15 protein-coding genes are annotated in these 17,890 nt (G+C 35.0%); 5 read left to right on the top strand and 10 right to left on the bottom strand.

All coding sequences use genetic code 11. The features are described 5' to 3' along the window. The first annotated feature begins 39 nt into the window (after positions 1–39). From ACH2CJ_RS03455 to ACH2CJ_RS03435, 5 genes are all read left to right on the top strand, one after another. Positions 40–1,302 carry an efflux RND transporter permease subunit gene (locus ACH2CJ_RS03455; RefSeq protein WP_394990753.1) on the top strand — a complete coding sequence of 421 codons (1,263 nt, stop codon included), beginning with the start codon at positions 40–42 and terminating at the stop codon, positions 1,300–1,302. Then, positions 1,289–3,208 carry an efflux RND transporter permease subunit gene (locus ACH2CJ_RS03450; protein ID WP_394990751.1) on the top strand — a complete coding sequence of 640 codons (1,920 nt, stop codon included), beginning with the start codon at positions 1,289–1,291 and terminating at the stop codon, positions 3,206–3,208. The genes ACH2CJ_RS03455 and ACH2CJ_RS03450 overlap by 14 nt, the downstream gene beginning before the upstream one ends. Before the next feature lie 80 nt (positions 3,209–3,288). Continuing rightward, a complete protein-coding gene (locus ACH2CJ_RS03445) occupies positions 3,289–4,539 on the top strand; it encodes a TolC family protein (protein WP_394990749.1) in 1,251 nt (416 codons plus the stop codon). A 19-nt stretch (positions 4,540–4,558) separates the two neighbouring features. After that, the gene (locus ACH2CJ_RS03440; RefSeq protein ID WP_394990747.1) at positions 4,559–5,827 is read left to right on the top strand and encodes an efflux RND transporter periplasmic adaptor subunit; all 1,269 of its coding nucleotides are present in this window, start codon (positions 4,559–4,561) and stop codon (positions 5,825–5,827) included. Continuing rightward, the gene (locus ACH2CJ_RS03435) at positions 5,827–6,945 is read left to right on the top strand and encodes an efflux RND transporter periplasmic adaptor subunit (RefSeq protein ID WP_394990745.1); all 1,119 of its coding nucleotides are present in this window, start codon (positions 5,827–5,829) and stop codon (positions 6,943–6,945) included. Before ACH2CJ_RS03440 ends, ACH2CJ_RS03435 begins: the two co-directional genes overlap by 1 nt. A 370-nt stretch (positions 6,946–7,315) precedes the next feature. On the opposite strand, the gene ACH2CJ_RS03430 is transcribed toward ACH2CJ_RS03435, so the two are convergent. The 10 genes from ACH2CJ_RS03430 to ACH2CJ_RS03385 form a co-directional block, all read right to left on the bottom strand. Beyond that, positions 7,316–9,622 carry a multicopper oxidase domain-containing protein gene (locus ACH2CJ_RS03430; RefSeq protein ID WP_394990743.1) on the bottom strand — a complete coding sequence of 769 codons (2,307 nt, stop codon included), beginning with the start codon at positions 9,620–9,622 and terminating at the stop codon, positions 7,316–7,318. Positions 9,623–9,632: 10 nt separating this feature from the next. After that, a complete protein-coding gene (locus tag ACH2CJ_RS03425; RefSeq protein WP_394990741.1) occupies positions 9,633–10,373 on the bottom strand; it encodes a hypothetical protein in 741 nt (246 codons plus the stop codon). Positions 10,374–10,378: 5 nt separating this feature from the next. Continuing rightward, entirely contained in the window at positions 10,379–11,626 is a 1,248-nt protein-coding gene (locus ACH2CJ_RS03420) for a hypothetical protein (RefSeq protein ID WP_394990739.1), read from the bottom strand. A 133-nt stretch (positions 11,627–11,759) separates the two neighbouring features. Further along, positions 11,760–12,812, bottom strand: coding sequence for a sialidase family protein (locus tag ACH2CJ_RS03415; protein ID WP_394990738.1), 1,053 nt, complete (start codon positions 12,810–12,812; stop codon positions 11,760–11,762). A gap of 61 nt (positions 12,813–12,873) precedes the next feature. Beyond that, positions 12,874–13,344: a heme-binding domain-containing protein gene (locus ACH2CJ_RS03410; RefSeq protein WP_394990736.1), complete on the bottom strand. Its 471-nt coding sequence runs from the start codon at positions 13,342–13,344 to the stop codon at positions 12,874–12,876. Between the two features lies 1 nt (position 13,345). Further along, entirely contained in the window at positions 13,346–14,023 is a 678-nt protein-coding gene (locus ACH2CJ_RS03405; protein WP_394990734.1) for a DUF3347 domain-containing protein, read from the bottom strand. 348 nt (positions 14,024–14,371) lie between these two features. Then, entirely contained in the window at positions 14,372–15,058 is a 687-nt protein-coding gene (locus ACH2CJ_RS03400) for a class I SAM-dependent methyltransferase (protein WP_394990732.1), read from the bottom strand. 58 nt (positions 15,059–15,116) lie between these two features. Beyond that, on the bottom strand, positions 15,117–15,572 hold the full coding sequence (locus tag ACH2CJ_RS03395) for a hypothetical protein (protein ID WP_394990730.1): 456 nt from the start codon (positions 15,570–15,572) through the stop codon (positions 15,117–15,119). Positions 15,573–15,623: 51 nt separating this feature from the next. Next, positions 15,624–16,361: a heavy-metal-associated domain-containing protein gene (locus ACH2CJ_RS03390; RefSeq protein ID WP_394990729.1), complete on the bottom strand. Its 738-nt coding sequence runs from the start codon at positions 16,359–16,361 to the stop codon at positions 15,624–15,626. A 129-nt stretch (positions 16,362–16,490) separates the two neighbouring features. Further along, positions 16,491–17,867: a DUF2911 domain-containing protein gene (locus tag ACH2CJ_RS03385; protein WP_394990727.1), complete on the bottom strand. Its 1,377-nt coding sequence runs from the start codon at positions 17,865–17,867 to the stop codon at positions 16,491–16,493. Between the last annotated feature and the right edge of the window lie 23 nt (positions 17,868–17,890).

The raw sequence follows: 17,890 nt of genomic DNA, 5'->3' as shown, positions 1-17,890 counted from the left end.
TTTATGGGTAAAGATTTACCATTTAAAACGTATTAAAAAATGATAGGCAACCTCATATCATGGTCGTTAAAAAACCGCATCATTGTATTGTTAATTGCGGCAGCGATTACCGCTTATGGCATTTATGCGGTTAAAAATACGCCCGTTGATGCCATTCCCGATTTGTCGGAAAACCAAGTGATTATTTTTACAGAATGGATGGGGCGTAGTCCGCAGATTATGGAAGACCAGGTGACTTATCCTTTGGTGAGCAATCTGCAAGGTATTCCAAAGATTAAAAGTGTTAGGGCTAATTCGATGTTTGGAATGAGTTTCGTTTTTGTCATTTTTGAAGATGATGTTGATATTTATTGGGCAAGAACAAGGGTTTTAGAAAGATTGAATTATGCTCAACGGCTATTGCCACAAGGGGTTGTACCCACTTTGGGGCCAGATGGAACAGGTTTAGGTCATATATTTTGGTACACTTTAGATGCCCCTAATTATGATTTAGGTGAGTTGCGTGCTTTGCAAGATTGGTATATCAAATTCGCTTTGCAAACTTCGCCAGGCGTCAGTGAAGTTGCCTCTTTCGGGGGTTTTCAAAAGCAGTATCAGATTGTGGTTGACCCGCATAAATTGAGTTATTACAATATTCCATTGATGGATATTATTGAAAAAGTAAAAGCCAACAACAACGATGTGGGTGGTCGAAAGTTCGAAATGGCTGATATGGGCTATATCATTCGAGGTGTAGGCTATATCAAACAAATAAAAGACATTGAAGAAATTCCATTGAAAACGCAGGGGTCAATTCCAATCCGAATTAAAGACATTGCTACCGTTCAAATGGGCGGCGAATTGCGATTAGGCATTGTTGATGAAAATGGAGAAGGCGAAAAAGTAGGAGGTATAGTAGTGATGCGTTACGGTGAAAACGCCAAAGATGTGATTGATAAATTGAAAATAAAATTGATAGATGTTGAAAAAGGTTTGCCACCTGGGGTCAAGTTTCATATAGCTTATGACCGTTCTGATTTAATTGAAGCCACTATTGCCACTTTAAAAGAAGCGGTTATTATGGAAATAATTGTGGTAGCTGTTGTGCTTTTTATTTTTCTTTTACATGCTCGCAGTGCATTAATTGTGATTGTTACCATTCCTTTAAGTGTCTTAATTTCATTTATTATGATGGGTTGGTTTAATGTTACTTCCAATATCATGTCATTGGCAGGTGTGGCTTTGGCAGTAGGCGATTTAGTTGATGCAGGTATTGTAATGGTTGAAAATGCTTTAAAATCTATTGCCGATGAAACAGAATAAAGATGAATTACCCTTAATTTCAGAAGAAGAAAGGGTAAAACGGATAGAAAGCTCCTCCATATTAGTTGGAAAAGCGGTATTCAATTCTATATTAATCACACTGGTTTCTTTCGCACCCATCCTTTTTTTAGAAGGTCAAGAGAATAAGTTGTTTACACCATTGGTATTAACAAAGACATTTGCCATGATTGGGTCTGCCTTAGTTGCCATTTTTTTAGTGCCTGTTTTAATGGCTATGTTATTGAAAGGAAAAATGCGTTCGGAAAAAAAACATCCAGTCTCTCGTTTTTTCCTTTGGCTATATGACCCTGTAATTCGCTTATGTCTTGCATGGAAAAAAACGACTATTGCATTGTCAGTTTTATTAGTTGTTGCCAGTATTCCCTTGATAATGAAAGTCGGTTCGGAATTTATGCCGCCCTTAGACGAAGGTTCATTGCTTTTCATGCCAGTTACGATGCCTGATATTTCTAATTCAGAAATCAAACGTATTATGCAAGTACAAGATAAACTCATTAAATCAGTACCTGAAGTCGAGAATGTTCTTGGCAAAGCGGGCAGGGCAAATACCGCCACCGACAACGCCCCTATTAGCATGATTGAAACCATTGTTTTACTGAAACCTCAAGCTCAATGGCGTAAAGGCATGACTAAAAACAAATTGATTGATGAATTAAATAGCAAATTGCAAATTCCCGGTGTCGTCAATGGTTGGACACAGCCTATTATTAACCGTATCAATATGCTTTCTACGGGTATAAGAACCGATGTGGGTGTGAAAATTTATGGGCAAAATTTGGATACCATCAATGTATTATCACAAGCCTTAAAAAAAGGATTAGTCGGAGTGGCTGGGGTTAAAGATTTGTACGTAGAGCCGATTGTGGGCGGCAAATATGTTGAAATAAAGATTAAAAAAGAAGAAATAGGTCGCTATGGATTAAGTGTTGATGATGTCAATATGGTTATAGAATCTTCAATTGGCGGCATGAATATTACCACTACGATTGAAGGAAGGCAGCGTTTTTCTGTAAATGCCCGCTTTGCACAAGATTTTAGAAGTAATATCGAGCAATTAAAAGGATTGTTGGTGACGAGTAATGTTGGGCCTATTCCACTATCTGCCGTTGCCGATATTTCTATTGCCGAAGGACCGCCCATGATTAATTCAGAAAATGCAATGTTGCGGGGTACATTGTTATTTAACATCAGAGAACGGGATATGGGCAGCACAGTGAATGATGCAAAAAAGGCGTTAGAAAGCCAGATTCAAAAATTACCAAAAGGCTATTTTATTGAATGGAGTGGCCAATATGAAAATCAAGTGCGGGCAGAAAAGCGGTTAAAAGTATTGATGCCTATTGTTTTAATCATTATTACAATTATTCTTTATTTCACTTTTCATACCTTCCGTGAGGTGCTTATTGTCTTGTCGAGCGTACCTATTGCTTTGGTGGGTGGGGTTTATTCATTGTACTTTTTTCATGTCAATTTTTCAGTTGCAGTAGCCGTTGGTTTTATTGCTTTGTTTGGCGTAGCGGTTGAAACAGGTGTATTGATGTTGGTTTACTTGAATAATTCACTGTTCAATCGGGTAAAAAAGAACGAACAAGCTAACAAACCAATACAAAATGAAGACATTGAAGAAGCCATTTACGAAGGTGCTGCTTTAAGATTACGACCCAAATTAATGACGGTATTCGTTGACATTATTGGTCTTTTACCTGTCCTTTTAGCAACAGGTACGGGAAGCGATGTGATGAAACCCATTGCCATACCATTTGTTTTTGGCTTAGTCACTTCTACGCTTTTTGTACTGATTGTATTGCCCGTCTTGTATGCGTTGGTGCGAGAATATGAATTAAAGAAAAATAGAAAATTAGTGATTGCAGAATTTAGTGATTGATTTTGGGCTAAAAAACTGAGGGGTAATTTTTTAAAAAAGTGTTTAAAAGAAATGTGTTTTGCAAAATAAAGATTAACAAAATGAATCTTAAAATATTTATAATCAACCTTTTATTCATAGCAGGTACTGCAAATGCCCAAGTGGTTTCATTGGAAAATATCAAAGAAACCATTTTGAGTAACCACCCGACTTTAAAAATGTATGATGCCGATGTGCGGTCAATGGATGAAGCAGCGAAAGGTGCTAAAAGTTGGATGCCACCTGAGGTTGGGGCAGGTTTTTTTATGACGCCCTACAACCCAAAATATATTAAACGAGGTGAAATGGGCGAAATGGGTATGGGGCAATTCATGATTGCTGCCCAGCAAATGCTGCCTAATAAATCAAAATTAGAAGCGGAATTTCAATATATGAAATCCATGTCGTCAGTTGAAAAAGAGAAAAAGAATGTGGTACTCAATGATTTGATAACAGAAGCAAAAAAAAACTATTATGAGTGGATGATTATCAAAAAGAAAAGCAAGGTTTTAAGTCAAAATGAAAAACTATTGGCCTTTATGATTCAAAATGCGGAACTTTTGTATAAGAATAATATGGGAAAATTGAGTGCGTATTATAAAGCAAAAGCCGCATTGGGCAATCTACAAAGCATGCAATTGATGTTGGATAACGACATTCAGCAAAAAAGAATTAGCCTTAATACGGTTATGAATAGAGATAAAAACACCGTTTTTGATATTGATACAACTTATTTTATTAAAGATTTCGCCAATTTTCAATTAGACAGTACTGAAATAGGGAATGTCAGAAGTGATATTAAAGCCATTGACCGAGAAATAAATTTAACCGAATTAAAACAAAATGTAGAGCAGTCTAAATTAAAACCAGAATATGGTGTTCGCTTTGAAAACATGATAGGACTCGCTGGGCAACCTTTACAATTTACAGCAATGGCAATGGTCAAAATTCCGTTTGCCCGTTGGTCTGCCCCAATGTATAAAGCCAATATAGAAAGTCTGCGGTGGAAAAAAGAAGCTTTAGGATTTCAAAAACAAATGGTCATAAATGAATTAACAGGTATGGCTGCAGCGATGCGGACAGAATTTGAAGTAAAAAAAAGGCAAATTAAACTCTTAGAAGACAACATTATTCCTGCCTTAACCAACAACTATAAAACCATGCAATTGGGCTATCAACAAAATACGGAAGAATTGTTTATGCTATTTGATGCCTGGGAAACCCTTAATATGACTCAAATAGAGTATTTAAATCAAGTGCAACAATTGTTATTAATTCAAGTGGCTTTTGAACGTATTTTAGAGATAAAATAAATGTAAACCCGTAAAATAAATGAAAGTTAATTATACATACACACTCTTCGTTTTTACGATACTACTTTTTACGGCATGTACCAGTCGTGAAAAGCAAGACCATACACAACACAACCAATCTGAAACAACTAAACCAGATACAATGAAAATGCCTGATGAACACAGTGAACACAATCAAATGGAGATGAACAAACCCGACACATCAAAAATGCCCGATGCCCACAAAGGACATACCGTTCAGAATGTGCATAATGTACAATTAGAATCCTTATTAAAACCCACAAATGAATATGTTATATCGTCTATTCCTGTAACGACCATTAAAAAAGACAAGGCAGTTATTGACATAAATGCAATTGGCAAAGTGGAATATGATACCCGAATGATTGGAACAATAGCGGCGAGAATAAGTGGCCGCATTGAAAAATTATATGTCCGCTACAAATATCAACCCATAGAAAAGGGACAAAAAATAATGGATATATACAGCCCCGAATTATTAACGGCTCAACAAAATTTGCTTTTCCTTTTTACCAACGATTCCGATAATACCTCATTGATTCAAGCGGCAAAAGATAGGTTGTTGTTATTAGGCATGAGTCTTGACCAATTGCAGAATGTCATTCAATATAAAGTAGCGATTTATTCTATCGGTATTTACAGCAATTACAAAGGGCATTTGCACAATGCAACAAGCAAAACCGATAATATGAACGCCCAAACTACAATGCCGACTATGGGTAACATTAATCCGAGTTCTGAATTATTAGATTTGAAAGAAGGCATGTATGTTAAAAGTGGACAAAATCTTTTTACCATTTACAATCCTGCAAAAGCATGGGTAGCATTGAATATTTATACCGATAAACAAGGCTTGGTTAAAAAAGGGCAAAACGTAAAAATAATACCTGAAACAGCTCCTACACGTTCTTTTCAAGGGCGGATTGATTTTATAGAGCCTTTTTACAGAAAGGAAAATAACACAACAACGGTACGTGTTTATTTTGATAATAGTGATTTAAAGCTACCTATTGGTAGCCAAGTAAGAGGTCTTTTAACTTTAAATACTGATAATGCGTATTGGTTGCCAATAGAAGCTGTTACATCTTTGGGCATAAATAAAATTGTTTTTTTAAAACAGGCAGATGGATTTATTGCCCAAAAAATAACCACGGGCATAACAGTTAATAACAAAATCCTTATGCTTACAGGTTTATCTGAAAAAGATTCAATAGCGGTAAATGCCAGTTATTTAATGGACAGTGAAAGTTTTATTAAAATTAAATAATGATGAAATATCTACCTCTATTTTACCTCATTCTTTTAACCGCCTGTACTGATAAAAAACAGGTGGAACACAAAGAACATCTTGCCAATAGCGATGTGACTAAGACATTGCAGAATGATGAAATACAGTTGACGGACCAACAAATTCAATTAGGCAATATAGAAACAGATACCCTGCGAATAGGCAATATGAATAATCAAACAGTTTTAACGGCTGTTTTAAATTTTGACCAGACAAAAACATCGGCTGTCAGTTCACGAGTCATGGGCAGGATAGAATTATTGTATTTTAAAAATATAGGCGATTATATTAACAAAGGCGACAAACTCTATGACCTATACAGTGAAGAACTCAACAATGCCAAACAAGAATATTTATCGGCAATATCAAGGCAAAAAGTGTTTGCCGACAATCTTATGGTTGATTTTAATACCTTGATAAAAAGTGCCAGACATAAATTGACCTTGTGGGGCATGAGCGAAACGCAAATTTCGCAGATGGAACAAGCGGGAAAAGCCAATATCACAACCACATTTTACAGTCCAAACGCAGGTTACATCACCGCTTTAAATGTTCAACAAGGCGATAATGTGATGGAAGGCGGTACAATTGTTCAATTAGCTGATTTATCTACTTTATGGGCAGAAGCACAAGTTTTTACGACACAATTTGCTCAAATTCAGTCCAATACGGCTATAATTGTCCGTGTTCCGCCCTTTGAAAATGAAGCCATTCAAGGCAAAATCAGTTTTGTGAATCCTGAAATAATACCTGATTCAAGGATTAATTTACTACGCATTTCAATACCCAATAAAAACAATAAACTAAAGCCAGGCATGTCCGCTAATGTCTATATTAATACTGGCAAACAGACTTCTTTGAGATTACCGATTGATGCTGTCATTCGAGATTCAAAAGGTGCAACCGTCTGGATAAAAACAGGCGGCAATACATTTAAAAGTAAAATGATAGAAGTGGGTGCTGAAGCTAATAATTTTATTGAAATAAAAAATGGCTTACTATCTGGTGATTTAGTGGTCATTTCAGGTGCTTATTTACTACAAAGTGAATACCTTTTTAAAAAAGGAACAAACCCAATGGCGGGGCATAAAATGTGACCCGTTTGAAATGAAATTTTTAAAATGGTTTTTCAAAAAATTAAACAGAATAAAATAAATGAAATAATAGAATCAACCAAGAAGACCGAAAGAATGCTGGGCGTATTTTTTTAACAGTTCAGCAAAATTTAACATAAGATAGATAATCAGCGTATGCCTCTGATGCGGCTAAGGCTCACTTGAGTGATGCAATAATAAGAAGCAATACATTGTAATGGGACCAAATATCTTTCTGAATACCCTTTCTATTTCTGGGAAAGTATCATAAAGGATTGTAACGATTGAAATATGTGATTAATTCTTCCCAAATTTTGATTATAATTATAACTATTAAACAGCAGGAGATTTTATGTTCATTATTGATTTTTAATCAATAATTCAAACTAATCCCTACTCCAAAACCCATATCGCTGTCATAATGAACCCTTCCTCTTATATTTCTTGAAAAAATATAATCAAATCCGCCCATATATTCTTTATCAGTATTTACCATGAACATCCCCCTAATGCGTTTGCTTATTGGTATATCTTCTCTTGATAATTGAAAACGAACATTGCCATCAGTAAATACTTCTGACTGCAAACGCACCAACATTGGTAAAGTGTAATTGATACCTAAACTCAATAAACTACGGTTATTTTTGGTATTAGTTTGCCCAAAAATGTTTTTTTCCACTTCATCCATTGCAAATTTTCTATACCGCCAATCAAATCCAATAAATGGCATAAACCATTGCATCTTACCAATATATCGCCCAATATGAGTTTCTGTTTCATAGCCGTGCATATCATTATAACCCAGTCGCCATTCAGTACCGATACTCCAACGGGTATTTTGTAGCATCAACATTCCATCGTTTCCGTTGGTGGCAAAGTCGTTTTCAGCCATCAAATGAAATTTTCTATCATCGGCAAAAAGTTTTCTTTGTGCTAATTTAGGATTAGGAATAAGAGGATTTGCGGCTTGATTCTCATAAGTAAAAACCCGACCCATACCACTCATCATGTGGTAGAGAATATGGCAATGAAAAAACCAATCACCTTCTACATTGGCATTAAATTCTAAGGTGTCAGTTTCCATAGGCATTATATCTACAATATTTTTTAGTGGTGCATATTCGCCTTGACCGTTTAATAACCTAAAATCATGCCCATGCAAGTGCATGGGATGTCGCATCATTGAGCCATTGTATAGCACAATTCGCACATTTTCGCCTTTTTTTATTAGAATTTTGTCGGCTTCCGAAACTACTTTATTGTCCAAACTCCAAACATAGCGATTCATATTTCCACTTAACTCAAAACGTAATTCTTTGACTGGTGCATCTTTGGGAAGATTGGTAATTGTAGGTGATTTCAACATCGCATAGTTTAACGTAACAATATCTGAAAGTCCGTTGCTATTATATTGTGCTTCATCCATTTTCATTTCATGTCCTTTCATATCGTCCATTTTCATATTTTTCATATCGTGCTTTTTCGCTTCCCCTGTAATTTCTGGATACATCACTACATTCATATCCATCTGATTGAGGCTCATTGACATTCCCATATCGTCCAAATCACCATTCATTTTCATCATGCCATTCATCATTTTCATTCCCTCAAAATATTTGAGTTTGGGCATCGGTTTGGCTTTTACTTGACTTCCTGCACCTAAAAATAATGAGGCAGACTTTGTACGGTCTTCGGACGTTACTAAGAATTCATAAGATTTATCTTCTGGAATAGTAACGATTACATCATACGTTTCCGAAACTGCAACAATCAGCCTATCAACTTCCACAGGCTCTACATCATTACCATCATTGGCTACTATGGTTATTTTTCCACCAGCATAGTTTAGCCAAAAATACGTTGAAGCTCCACCGTTTGAAATTCGCAAACGTACTTTATCTCCTGCTTTGAATTGTGAAAGCTGACTTTCATTCTTACCATTGATTAGAAATTTTTCATAATATACATCGCTTACATCCATTGCGTTCATTCGTTTCCACTCGTTGGTTACTTTGGTTTTAAAATAACCTTGCTTGATTGCCTCGCCATAGCTTTGGGTTGTTCCTTTTTTGATAGCAAACCAATCTGTGGCATTATGCAACATTCGATGCACATTATTAGGATTGTAGTCTGTCCATTCACTCAAAACTATTGGTATTGTGGGTATTGTTGGCTCGTCCATTTTATTCATAATAAATGAGCCATACATTCCGATTTGTTCTTGCAAACCCGAATGACTATGATACCAGTGTGTGCCATGTTGAATAATAGGGAACTTATACAAGTGCGTTGTGTGTGGCTTGATTGGCATTTGTGTCAAGTTAGGCACACCATCTTCTTTGTTAGGTAAAAACAAACCGTGCCAGTGTAATGAAGTGCTTTCATTGAGTTCGTTATGAACATAAATTTCGGCAGTGTCGCCCTCAGTGAAAGTGAGGGTTGGCATCGGGATTTGTCCGTTTACAGCAATAGCTCGTTTTTCTTTTCCAGAGAAATTTACGATGGTGTCCTTTACATATAAATCATACCGAACAGTTTTGGGAACATAATTTTGTTTCGATGATTGTACCTGAACTGTTGGCAAAGCTGTTTCTTTTGGAGAAGTAGTGGGCTGATGATGCTCGTGTTGAGCAAAAACAATAATCGAACTAAATAGAAAAGAAAATGATAATAATTTCATATTGTTAAATTTAGATTTTTTTCTTTGGTTTCTGACTTACAAAAAATAAGGTAAATCCCGAAAAAATAGTTAATAAACCAAATACTGAGAAAGCTCGTAAAAGCCAATTAGAAAGATTATCACGGGTTTGATAATCCATTGTGTGCATCATCCATAAGAAGTCAAAAATTCGCCACTTATTGTTTCTGAACTTCTGAACTGTCCCCAACTCGGTTGAAACATAAACGGTCGTATTAGATGGATGATTAAATGTTACTGCATACGCTGGTAATGGGCTTTCACGATATTCATGATGTCCATTGGTTGTGGTTAAATATTCTATTTGTTTTACAGTGGCATCATCTGAAAAATTAATTTTTGCTATATTAACTGCTTCATCTTTGGACAGGGCAGCACGCAAAATGCCAGTTTGAGCATTGGCCAATTGTATCTTTTTTCCTCTATCATGCTCTTTCGAGTATATGATTTGGTAATGAGGCTCACCTAAAACTTGAACTAAACGCATTTCAAAAATATAGTTGATACTATCTTTTGCTTTGATTTGAGAGATAATGTTTTGTGGATTTACCAAACTCAAATTTGCTTCAAGTGGATGAATATGGGCTTTTTGATGGTCGCCGTGTACTTCATCCATATTTGACCAACTAAAATAAAGTCCGCCAACTGTCCAAAGTAAGAATTGGATACCTAAGATAACACCCATCCAGCGATGAGTTTTACGAGTTTTTCTATGAAATTCAGCTTTTTTCATTTTATTTATACCGTCCTTGAGATTTTTTCCATGATTCTATGGCTATCGCCAAATCGACAAAGTGCGTCGCAATTTTGGCGTAATTCAGTAAATAGTATGTATTTGATGGGAGTTTTAATTTGTTTGATTGATGGGCGAGAAAGCTGCATAACCACATCTTTTTCACGACTTTCTGGAACAACTAAATAAAAGATTTCATCACCATCCGCAATTGAATAAGACAAGTCAGTTAATCGTAAAATTCCTGAATAAATACTTGTGCTTTTTTCTACTTCAAATGCACAAATCACATTGTTTGTACCTTTATCGAACCATAAAACATCAATCAATTTGATGGTGTTTGCTGTATCTTTGTCGCAATCAATAGTAGGAAACTTATCAGGACTCATAAACGAAAAACTTTTACCATCATAAGACCTCGAACGGTCATTCGATGCTACAAAAGCATCATAACCTAAACTTTGACCGATTTTCAATAAATGAAATTGCATTTCTGAATGAAGGTTCTCTTCCAGTTTCTCTTCTCTGATTTCTTTTTGGCGTTTTTCAATACTTTTTTCTAATTTATTTCTTTCTTCTTCACTCAAATACTCATCATTACCAATGAGCATTTTTTGTGTTCCGATTTCAAAACAAAGTCCTGCAATTGCCCCTAAGTCGTTTGATAATTCGGCTTTATGTTTTTGATTGGTTTCAATCAAAATTTCTCTAATTTTCAAGTATTCTGACCAAGACCCTAATTTTTTTTTGTCAGAAAATAAAGTATTGAAACCATTTACAATAGCAGTATTGAACGGAGGAAATAAAGTTGGGTGTAAAAAATACAAAATACTTCCAACGGCTGGCCCTAAACCTTTGATTTTGAGACCATCTAATCGTACAATTTCTTTGATAATTTGCTCTTCAGATTTCGCATTGATACAGTTCTCAAGAAATTGCCCAAAAGCCGTTTTGTTAATTTGATTTTCGTAAATATCTGGGATTCTTAATTTAGGTTTCCAATAAAACGGGTGCGAAACACCCACAAAAACCTGTTTTTGTTCGGCAATACAATTCAAGACAAACTCTAAGGAACTTCCTTTAAAATCATTAGGAAAAGTCTTGTTTTTGATGTCTTCTACCACTTGTAAAACTCCCCTTCGGATAGTACGAAAGGCTTTTAAGCGTTGGTCGTTATCAATAAACCAAGTATTAAATACACTCTGTGTATCGGTTTTGTATTGCGTAATTATTTTGGATAAATCATTGTTCATTTTCGTGCTTTAATTAATCGGAGTGTATAAGCAAAGAAGCTATCAGTAATCTCCTACTAGCATTTTTTGATAAACATTTTTTTGAATAACCTTTTTAAGAATTTCATTTTTTCAATGTATGCTACCACTTTTTTTACTTCTTACTGCCAACCAAAACCATTCCTTTTATTGCCATATTATCTTCCCATACACAAAATGCTTGTTCTTCATTGAGCGATATTACTCTGGGGAATCTACCTAAACCCAAACTTAACGGTTCTTCTTGCCCCGAACTAATCCAAATTTTACCTTGATTCTGCCATGCAATAAATGTGTTTTGGTTGCTTGTGGCAACAGAGGCATTTCGACCTACGGCAAGCGGTTGCTCTGGTTCGCCCAGTTTTGTTATAAATAATTGATTTTCTCGCCTCCAGATAGATGTTAATTTGCCGTTTTCATTCAAAGAAATGCCACCTCCGTCCATTGGGCAAGCATTTAACTTCCAAGTGCCATTACCCATTTTTATAGCTGGTTGAAAGGTATTCCCCTCGTCCATTGAAGCCGTTACATACATATCTCGTGAACCTTTTATCCAGTTTCTAAACATGACAAAAATCTGTTTTCCTTTCATTATGATAGAAGGCTGGCAACATTCGCAGACAGTAGAATCGGGCGAACGATAAACGAGTTTATTTGTACTCCAAGTTTTGCCATCATCTTTTGAAATTGCTCCAAAAATTTTATTTTTTTTATCTCCTCGTAAGTCAAGCCAAATAACAAAAAAAGTATTTTTACCATCAGTTGTTAAGGCATTGAAACCCTCTTTTGCAATTTCGGGTACATCATTGATAGTGATACGATTTTGCCATTTTCCAGTTTTATGATTGAGTACATTGGCATACAAATTCCCTTTTTTATCAATCGAAGTAATGACCGTAGAAAGGCGAGAAGAAGCGATTTGTGGACCTCTCGAAACCCCCAAATGTAGTCCTTGCAGGCTATCAACAAGTACGGGCGAACTGAAAGTGCTCCCTTTATCTATCGAAGAAGCGTAATAAAAAGCGTTACCTTTCCCGAAAACCATTTCGATAGATTCGTTTTCGCCTATACAAATGGAAGGTTGAATCCCTTTATTTGGGAATAAAATTTGTTGCCCATAACAGGCGGAAATACTGATAAAAAGCATCAGAAATATTTTATTGAACATAGTATTATATGGTTAAGAATGAAGAATTATGTATAGTAAAATAAGGTTATGATTTGGCATTTTAATATTCCGTTGATAGGCTATCAATTGTTTTCCGCATCCAATTGATTACTTCTTGTTTTTGTTGTTCAGATAATTTAGCACTTCGATGAATCATCGTATAGGATGCCAATGGCATTTCGTTTGATTCTATTTGTTTTGCTATTCTATCCAATTTAGTTTCTTGCCTTCGTTTTCCATAATTTCCCCATTCACTAAAATTCAGATTCTCTTTCCCTTTTTTTATATGATACTGCATCAGAAACCTTGAAGGCTGCATATAAGAATACCAAGGATAATTCGTGTTGTTGCTGTGGCAGTCGTAGCAAGATATTTGTAAAATGTGTTGTACTTTGATAGGCACATTATATACTTTGGCAAAATGAATTGACATAACCTGCCCGTTGTCTGAATTTCGGGCAGGTTGATAGAATTGCATCAGCAAAAAAAATATTGAGCTAAAAAGAAATACTTTTTTGATGATTTTTTTCATATTAAATTTCTTTTTTTACAGAACCACAAGTCATCATTGTCTTGCCATAATAAGGATTTTGAATTGCTTTGGTTTCGCTTATCCATAATGCACCTTTTCCTTTGTTATACATTGGGCAGAAATCCTGATACAATTTTGGTCCGCTATTACCAAAGGTTTTTAATAAATCATTTACGTCTTTACTCAACATAGCAAAATGCTCTCTTTGATGGGCTATTTTTCCTGCATTATCTCCAATGTGTTCGGCATTTTCTTTCAAATCATCAGCAACATCCATGTAGCCTTTCATTTGGTCGGTTGATAAACTTTTCATGTCAATTTTCGCCATTGCGGTTACAATTGCTTTACCTGCGGTGGCAGCACCTGCGGCATCATCTTTGATTAGAGCATTTTTCAAAACCAAATAATTACTCACTATCTCGCTGATGACAGATGATTTTTGAGCAGTGGCGGTGGTGGCTTTGGGTGTTTCTTTCACAGGTACAGTTAGTTCCATGCCACATTTTGAGCATTTATCTCCTTTTTTTCCTGTTACTTCGGGGTGCATCGAGCAAGCATAAACTTGTTCTTGACTTAAAGCTAATTGTGAGGCCTTTGTATCACTTGTTTTGTTGTTGTTTGCATTACAAGCGGTAAATACGAATGCCATTGCGATGGCTGAAAACATTAGATTTTTCATTATCATTGAATTTTAGTTACTAAATATTAAATTACTATTGACAACATTTTTTGATAAATATTTTTTTAAATAACCATTTCAAGAATTTCATATTTTGATTGATTTAGAATCGTTTATTATCTGTTTTTAAATAAGCTATCTAATATTTTTTGTATGCTAACCCATGCAGTTTCTTCAAAAATAATAACTCGGCTCTTTGCCACATTTCTGAAAAGGCGGTCTAACTCACTATCAGATATGTTAGACCTTTTTTTCATCCTTCCATTTTGGTCATTTTTCTGGATAATCTCTTTTATTACTTTCTATTTTGTTAATTGATTACTGACAACATTTTTAATAAGTAGAAAGTTACTCGACATTTTTTTTGAAATTCACTTTAAAAACCTCATTTTTTCTTGCTTTAAAATAAGAAAAAGTACCTATAAATGTATTAATTGATTGCGAAACACTAATATTATCAAAACCAGCCTTTTCCATGAAAGATGGCATTAAACCTCTAACATTATCATTAGTTGTATTAAAACCATCTAATAGTTGTACAAAACAAAATGTCAGACGCATAATTGGGTTAGCTGCTTTTCCCCAATCTGCTATAATCAATATTCCGTTAGGCTTCAAGACTCTGAAAATTTCTTTCAAGCAATTTAGTTTGGTTTCGGCATCTAATTGATGGAAAACCAAACAACTATATACTTTATCAAACTGCTTGTCTGAATATGGAAGCCTAACACCATCATACAATTCCAACGGAATTTCAAGGGCATTTTTTGCTAATTTATAGTTAGCAATTTCCTTTACTTTGGGGTCAATATCTAATCCACGCAAATCAACATTTGGGCAAGATTGTTTTACCAAAAGAAGATTTTGGGCTGTACCGAAGCCAAATTCCAGTGTTTTTTCATTTGGTTTTGGGCTAATTTCTTCGACCAGAAGCCTACGAAATCTCTTTTCGGGCATTGTCAATTTGATGGCTAAATCATAATAAGCCGTCAAGAAATCATAACCTAATGCGGGAATAAATTTTTGTTTTTCCATAAATGCTTAAAATAGAGGTGAATTTAGCTCACCTCTATTTATTTTTATAAGATGTATTTCAATACTTATGTTCTGCCATTTTATCAGAAGGCATACAATGATTTTCGTATAAACAATGAACGGCACAGGCTGCTTGTTGTTTGTAATTATTGTGCAATAGCATAACAACTTCACCTTTGGCATTTTTCACCTCACACATACCCGTATGTGATGCTTTACCAATGGTATATTTTTCTTCAACACCATTGTTATAATAAACAAATGTCCCATTTTTAGGTGCTTTCCCTATTTCTTTGCCGTTGGCATCTACTATATTTCCATTGCTATTAACCATTGTCATTGGCTTCCCCGATTTGTCAAAACCACCTTTTGCAGTTATCGAACCGATTTGCTTTTTTTCATAATGGATATGCCCCTTATAATCAACTTTTGCAATCATGTCTTTTGTTTTTTGGGCAAATACACCTAATGAAGCGATAAAAAAGAATGCGAGAATTGCGATTGTATTTTTCATTGTAATAATTGTTTAAACTGGTGTAAAACTGTTGTTAGTAAAATAAATACTCTAATAATGCATCATTAAAAGCATTGCACCACTCATGGTAATCATTAGAGCATCTTCAATGATAGTTACCGTACTCATGGGCAGATTAAAGACCGCCCCCAAACAAGCACATTGAATTTTCTTTTTATTCAAAACACTTTGTAAAACACCGATGATACTAATGCTCATTACTATCAATGTTACTAAATTGGTAATGTAAGGTTGAAAATTGCTTAAAAATGCAAGTCCTAACCCTAACTCTATGAAGGCGTATAAATATCCCCAAACGTGTAACTTTCGAGCTATTACATCATACATCTGATAGCTTTCTACAAAACCATTCAGATTTAGTAATTTGAAAAATGAAAAAACTAAAAAGAAACCTGCCATAAAATGATTCATCCATTGCATCAGATTGAAAGAACTATTATTAAACTGAACCAATAAACTTATTGATGTTATGTATCCAAAAATAAGTAAAATAGGTTTATAGGTTTCAAACCATGTTTTTTCACTTTCTTCAAAAGATTTTGTTAAGGGTGTTGCTCTCTGTTTTTCTTCAATTTGATACTTTGGATAATCTTCTAAGGCTAATTTTAACTTTACCGTGGAAATATGATTTTCCATTTTGATAGTGGCTTCATCCCTTGTAGGATTAATGTCCACTGATTGTATTCCTTCTATGCTTGATAAAAGTTTTTTTACTTTGGCAACACAGCCATCGCAGGTTAAGCCAGATAATTGATATTGATGTGTCATGTTGTTCATGTTTGTTTTCTGACACAAATTTCAGCTTAATTACAACTTTTATTGTTACAAAATCTTAGATAAGAATTATATAATTATTAGCAAAAAGGGGCAAATTTTTCCAATTCGCCCCTTTCCTAATTATTTAATTGTATCTTTCACACTTCCACAAGTAAGCATTGAACTACCATAGTAAGGATTTTTAACAGCACTCTCATTACTCAACCAGGCTGCTTTTTTCATTGGGCAATATTGCTGATAAATAGGCTCACTTGATAGTTTTACGCCTTTTGCCATCACATAGAAATTATCAGAAAGGCTTTGGAATGTTTCTCTTTGTTTCTTCAAATCATTTGAATCAGCAATTTTCTGAGCATCAGCAATAATTTTAGTGTTTACTTTCATAAACTCCATGTGCTGCTTCATTTCCATTTTACCCATATCAACCGCTTTCATAGCGGTTACTAATGCAGTTGCAAATTTGGCAGATGCACCCGCATCCGATTTTACTAAGGCATCTTTAACGGCATAATAAGCATCTAATATTGGTTGTAAAGAGGTTTTAGCTTGTGTTTTTTCATTTTTCATCGTAGCCATATCATGGCCACTATGTTCAGCATGGTTGTCGGCAGTCATTGGACTTGTGGCTGGGTTGGTTACACCTGTCATTTTTTGCCATTCTTCTACCTTCTTTTGCCAGTTGGCAACTGCGGTTTTCATGTTCTTTTTAACACCCAAGTCAATTGCTTTTTGGGCAGATTTAATGGCGGCTGGATAATCTTTTTGTTCTTCTAAGATTTTTGTAGTCAAATTGGCGTAAACAAAATTGTCGTCAATCATTTCTTCCGATTTCTTTGACCATGCCAAAGCTTGTTTCAAATCTTTTTTATTAGTAAGATAGTATTGAGCCGAAGCACTAAAAAATTTGGCATCTTCTAATTTCTCAACGTTGATTTTTCTGTTGATTTCGTTCATTACAACCACATCAGCGTTGCTTTTAATCGGAACTTTTATCTGAGTGTTTTCCCAATTGACATACAAATTTGCGGTATGGTACTGCGTAATATCTTCTAAGGTAATTGAGAAAGATTCGTAAGTGCGAGATGTCGTTTCAGGTTTGATTTTGATTCGGAACAAATCCTTTTTTTCATCATAACTGAACGCTCCATGTCCTGTTGTATCTGTATTTAATATGACCGTCCATTCGTTGGGATTCGGAATCGTAAAAAGTGAATATGTGCCTTTTTTTACTATTTGCCCACCAAATTCTATTTCATCGCTAAAAGTAATACGTGTACTTTCACCTGCACCTGTACGCCAAATTTGGTCAAATGCTACTAAGTTACCGAACACTTTACGACCACGCATCAGCGGTTTTTCATATTTGAGGCTAATATCTGTAAAACCTACCTTTTGTTTCCACTCAGCTTCGGGGCTTGGAGGTGGTGTTTTTAGTTCAATTTGAGCATTTGTCAAATGAGAAATGCTTAGAAATAATATGATTGCTATTTTTTTCATTTCAATTTTATTTTGGTTAAAAG

It is taken from the genome of Emticicia sp. (genome assembly GCF_043780375.1).
GTDB lineage: Bacteria > Bacteroidota > Bacteroidia > Cytophagales > Spirosomataceae > Emticicia.
This window is presented reverse-complemented; position numbering and strand designations above follow the sequence as displayed.

Bases quoted from the DNA above. Each gene is read 5' to 3' on its own strand.
- ACH2CJ_RS03455 (WP_394990753.1), top strand. From the start codon at position 40: ATGATAGGCAACCTCATATCATGGTCGTTAAAAAACCGCATCATTGTA.
- ACH2CJ_RS03450 (WP_394990751.1), top strand. From the start codon at position 1,289: ATGAAACAGAATAAAGATGAATTACCCTTAATTTCAGAAGAAGAAAGG.
- ACH2CJ_RS03445 (WP_394990749.1), top strand. From the start codon at position 3,289: ATGAATCTTAAAATATTTATAATCAACCTTTTATTCATAGCAGGTACT.
- ACH2CJ_RS03440 (WP_394990747.1), top strand. From the start codon at position 4,559: ATGAAAGTTAATTATACATACACACTCTTCGTTTTTACGATACTACTT.
- ACH2CJ_RS03435 (WP_394990745.1), top strand. From the start codon at position 5,827: ATGATGAAATATCTACCTCTATTTTACCTCATTCTTTTAACCGCCTGT.
- ACH2CJ_RS03430 (WP_394990743.1), bottom strand. From the start codon at position 9,622: ATGAAATTATTATCATTTTCTTTTCTATTTAGTTCGATTATTGTTTTT.
- ACH2CJ_RS03425 (WP_394990741.1), bottom strand. From the start codon at position 10,373: ATGAAAAAAGCTGAATTTCATAGAAAAACTCGTAAAACTCATCGCTGG.
- ACH2CJ_RS03420 (WP_394990739.1), bottom strand. From the start codon at position 11,626: ATGAACAATGATTTATCCAAAATAATTACGCAATACAAAACCGATACA.
- ACH2CJ_RS03415 (WP_394990738.1), bottom strand. From the start codon at position 12,812: ATGTTCAATAAAATATTTCTGATGCTTTTTATCAGTATTTCCGCCTGT.
- ACH2CJ_RS03410 (WP_394990736.1), bottom strand. From the start codon at position 13,344: ATGAAAAAAATCATCAAAAAAGTATTTCTTTTTAGCTCAATATTTTTT.
- ACH2CJ_RS03405 (WP_394990734.1), bottom strand. From the start codon at position 14,023: ATGAAAAATCTAATGTTTTCAGCCATCGCAATGGCATTCGTATTTACC.
- ACH2CJ_RS03400 (WP_394990732.1), bottom strand. From the start codon at position 15,058: ATGGAAAAACAAAAATTTATTCCCGCATTAGGTTATGATTTCTTGACG.
- ACH2CJ_RS03395 (WP_394990730.1), bottom strand. From the start codon at position 15,572: ATGAAAAATACAATCGCAATTCTCGCATTCTTTTTTATCGCTTCATTA.
- ACH2CJ_RS03390 (WP_394990729.1), bottom strand. From the start codon at position 16,361: ATGACACATCAATATCAATTATCTGGCTTAACCTGCGATGGCTGTGTT.
- ACH2CJ_RS03385 (WP_394990727.1), bottom strand. From the start codon at position 17,867: ATGAAAAAAATAGCAATCATATTATTTCTAAGCATTTCTCATTTGACA.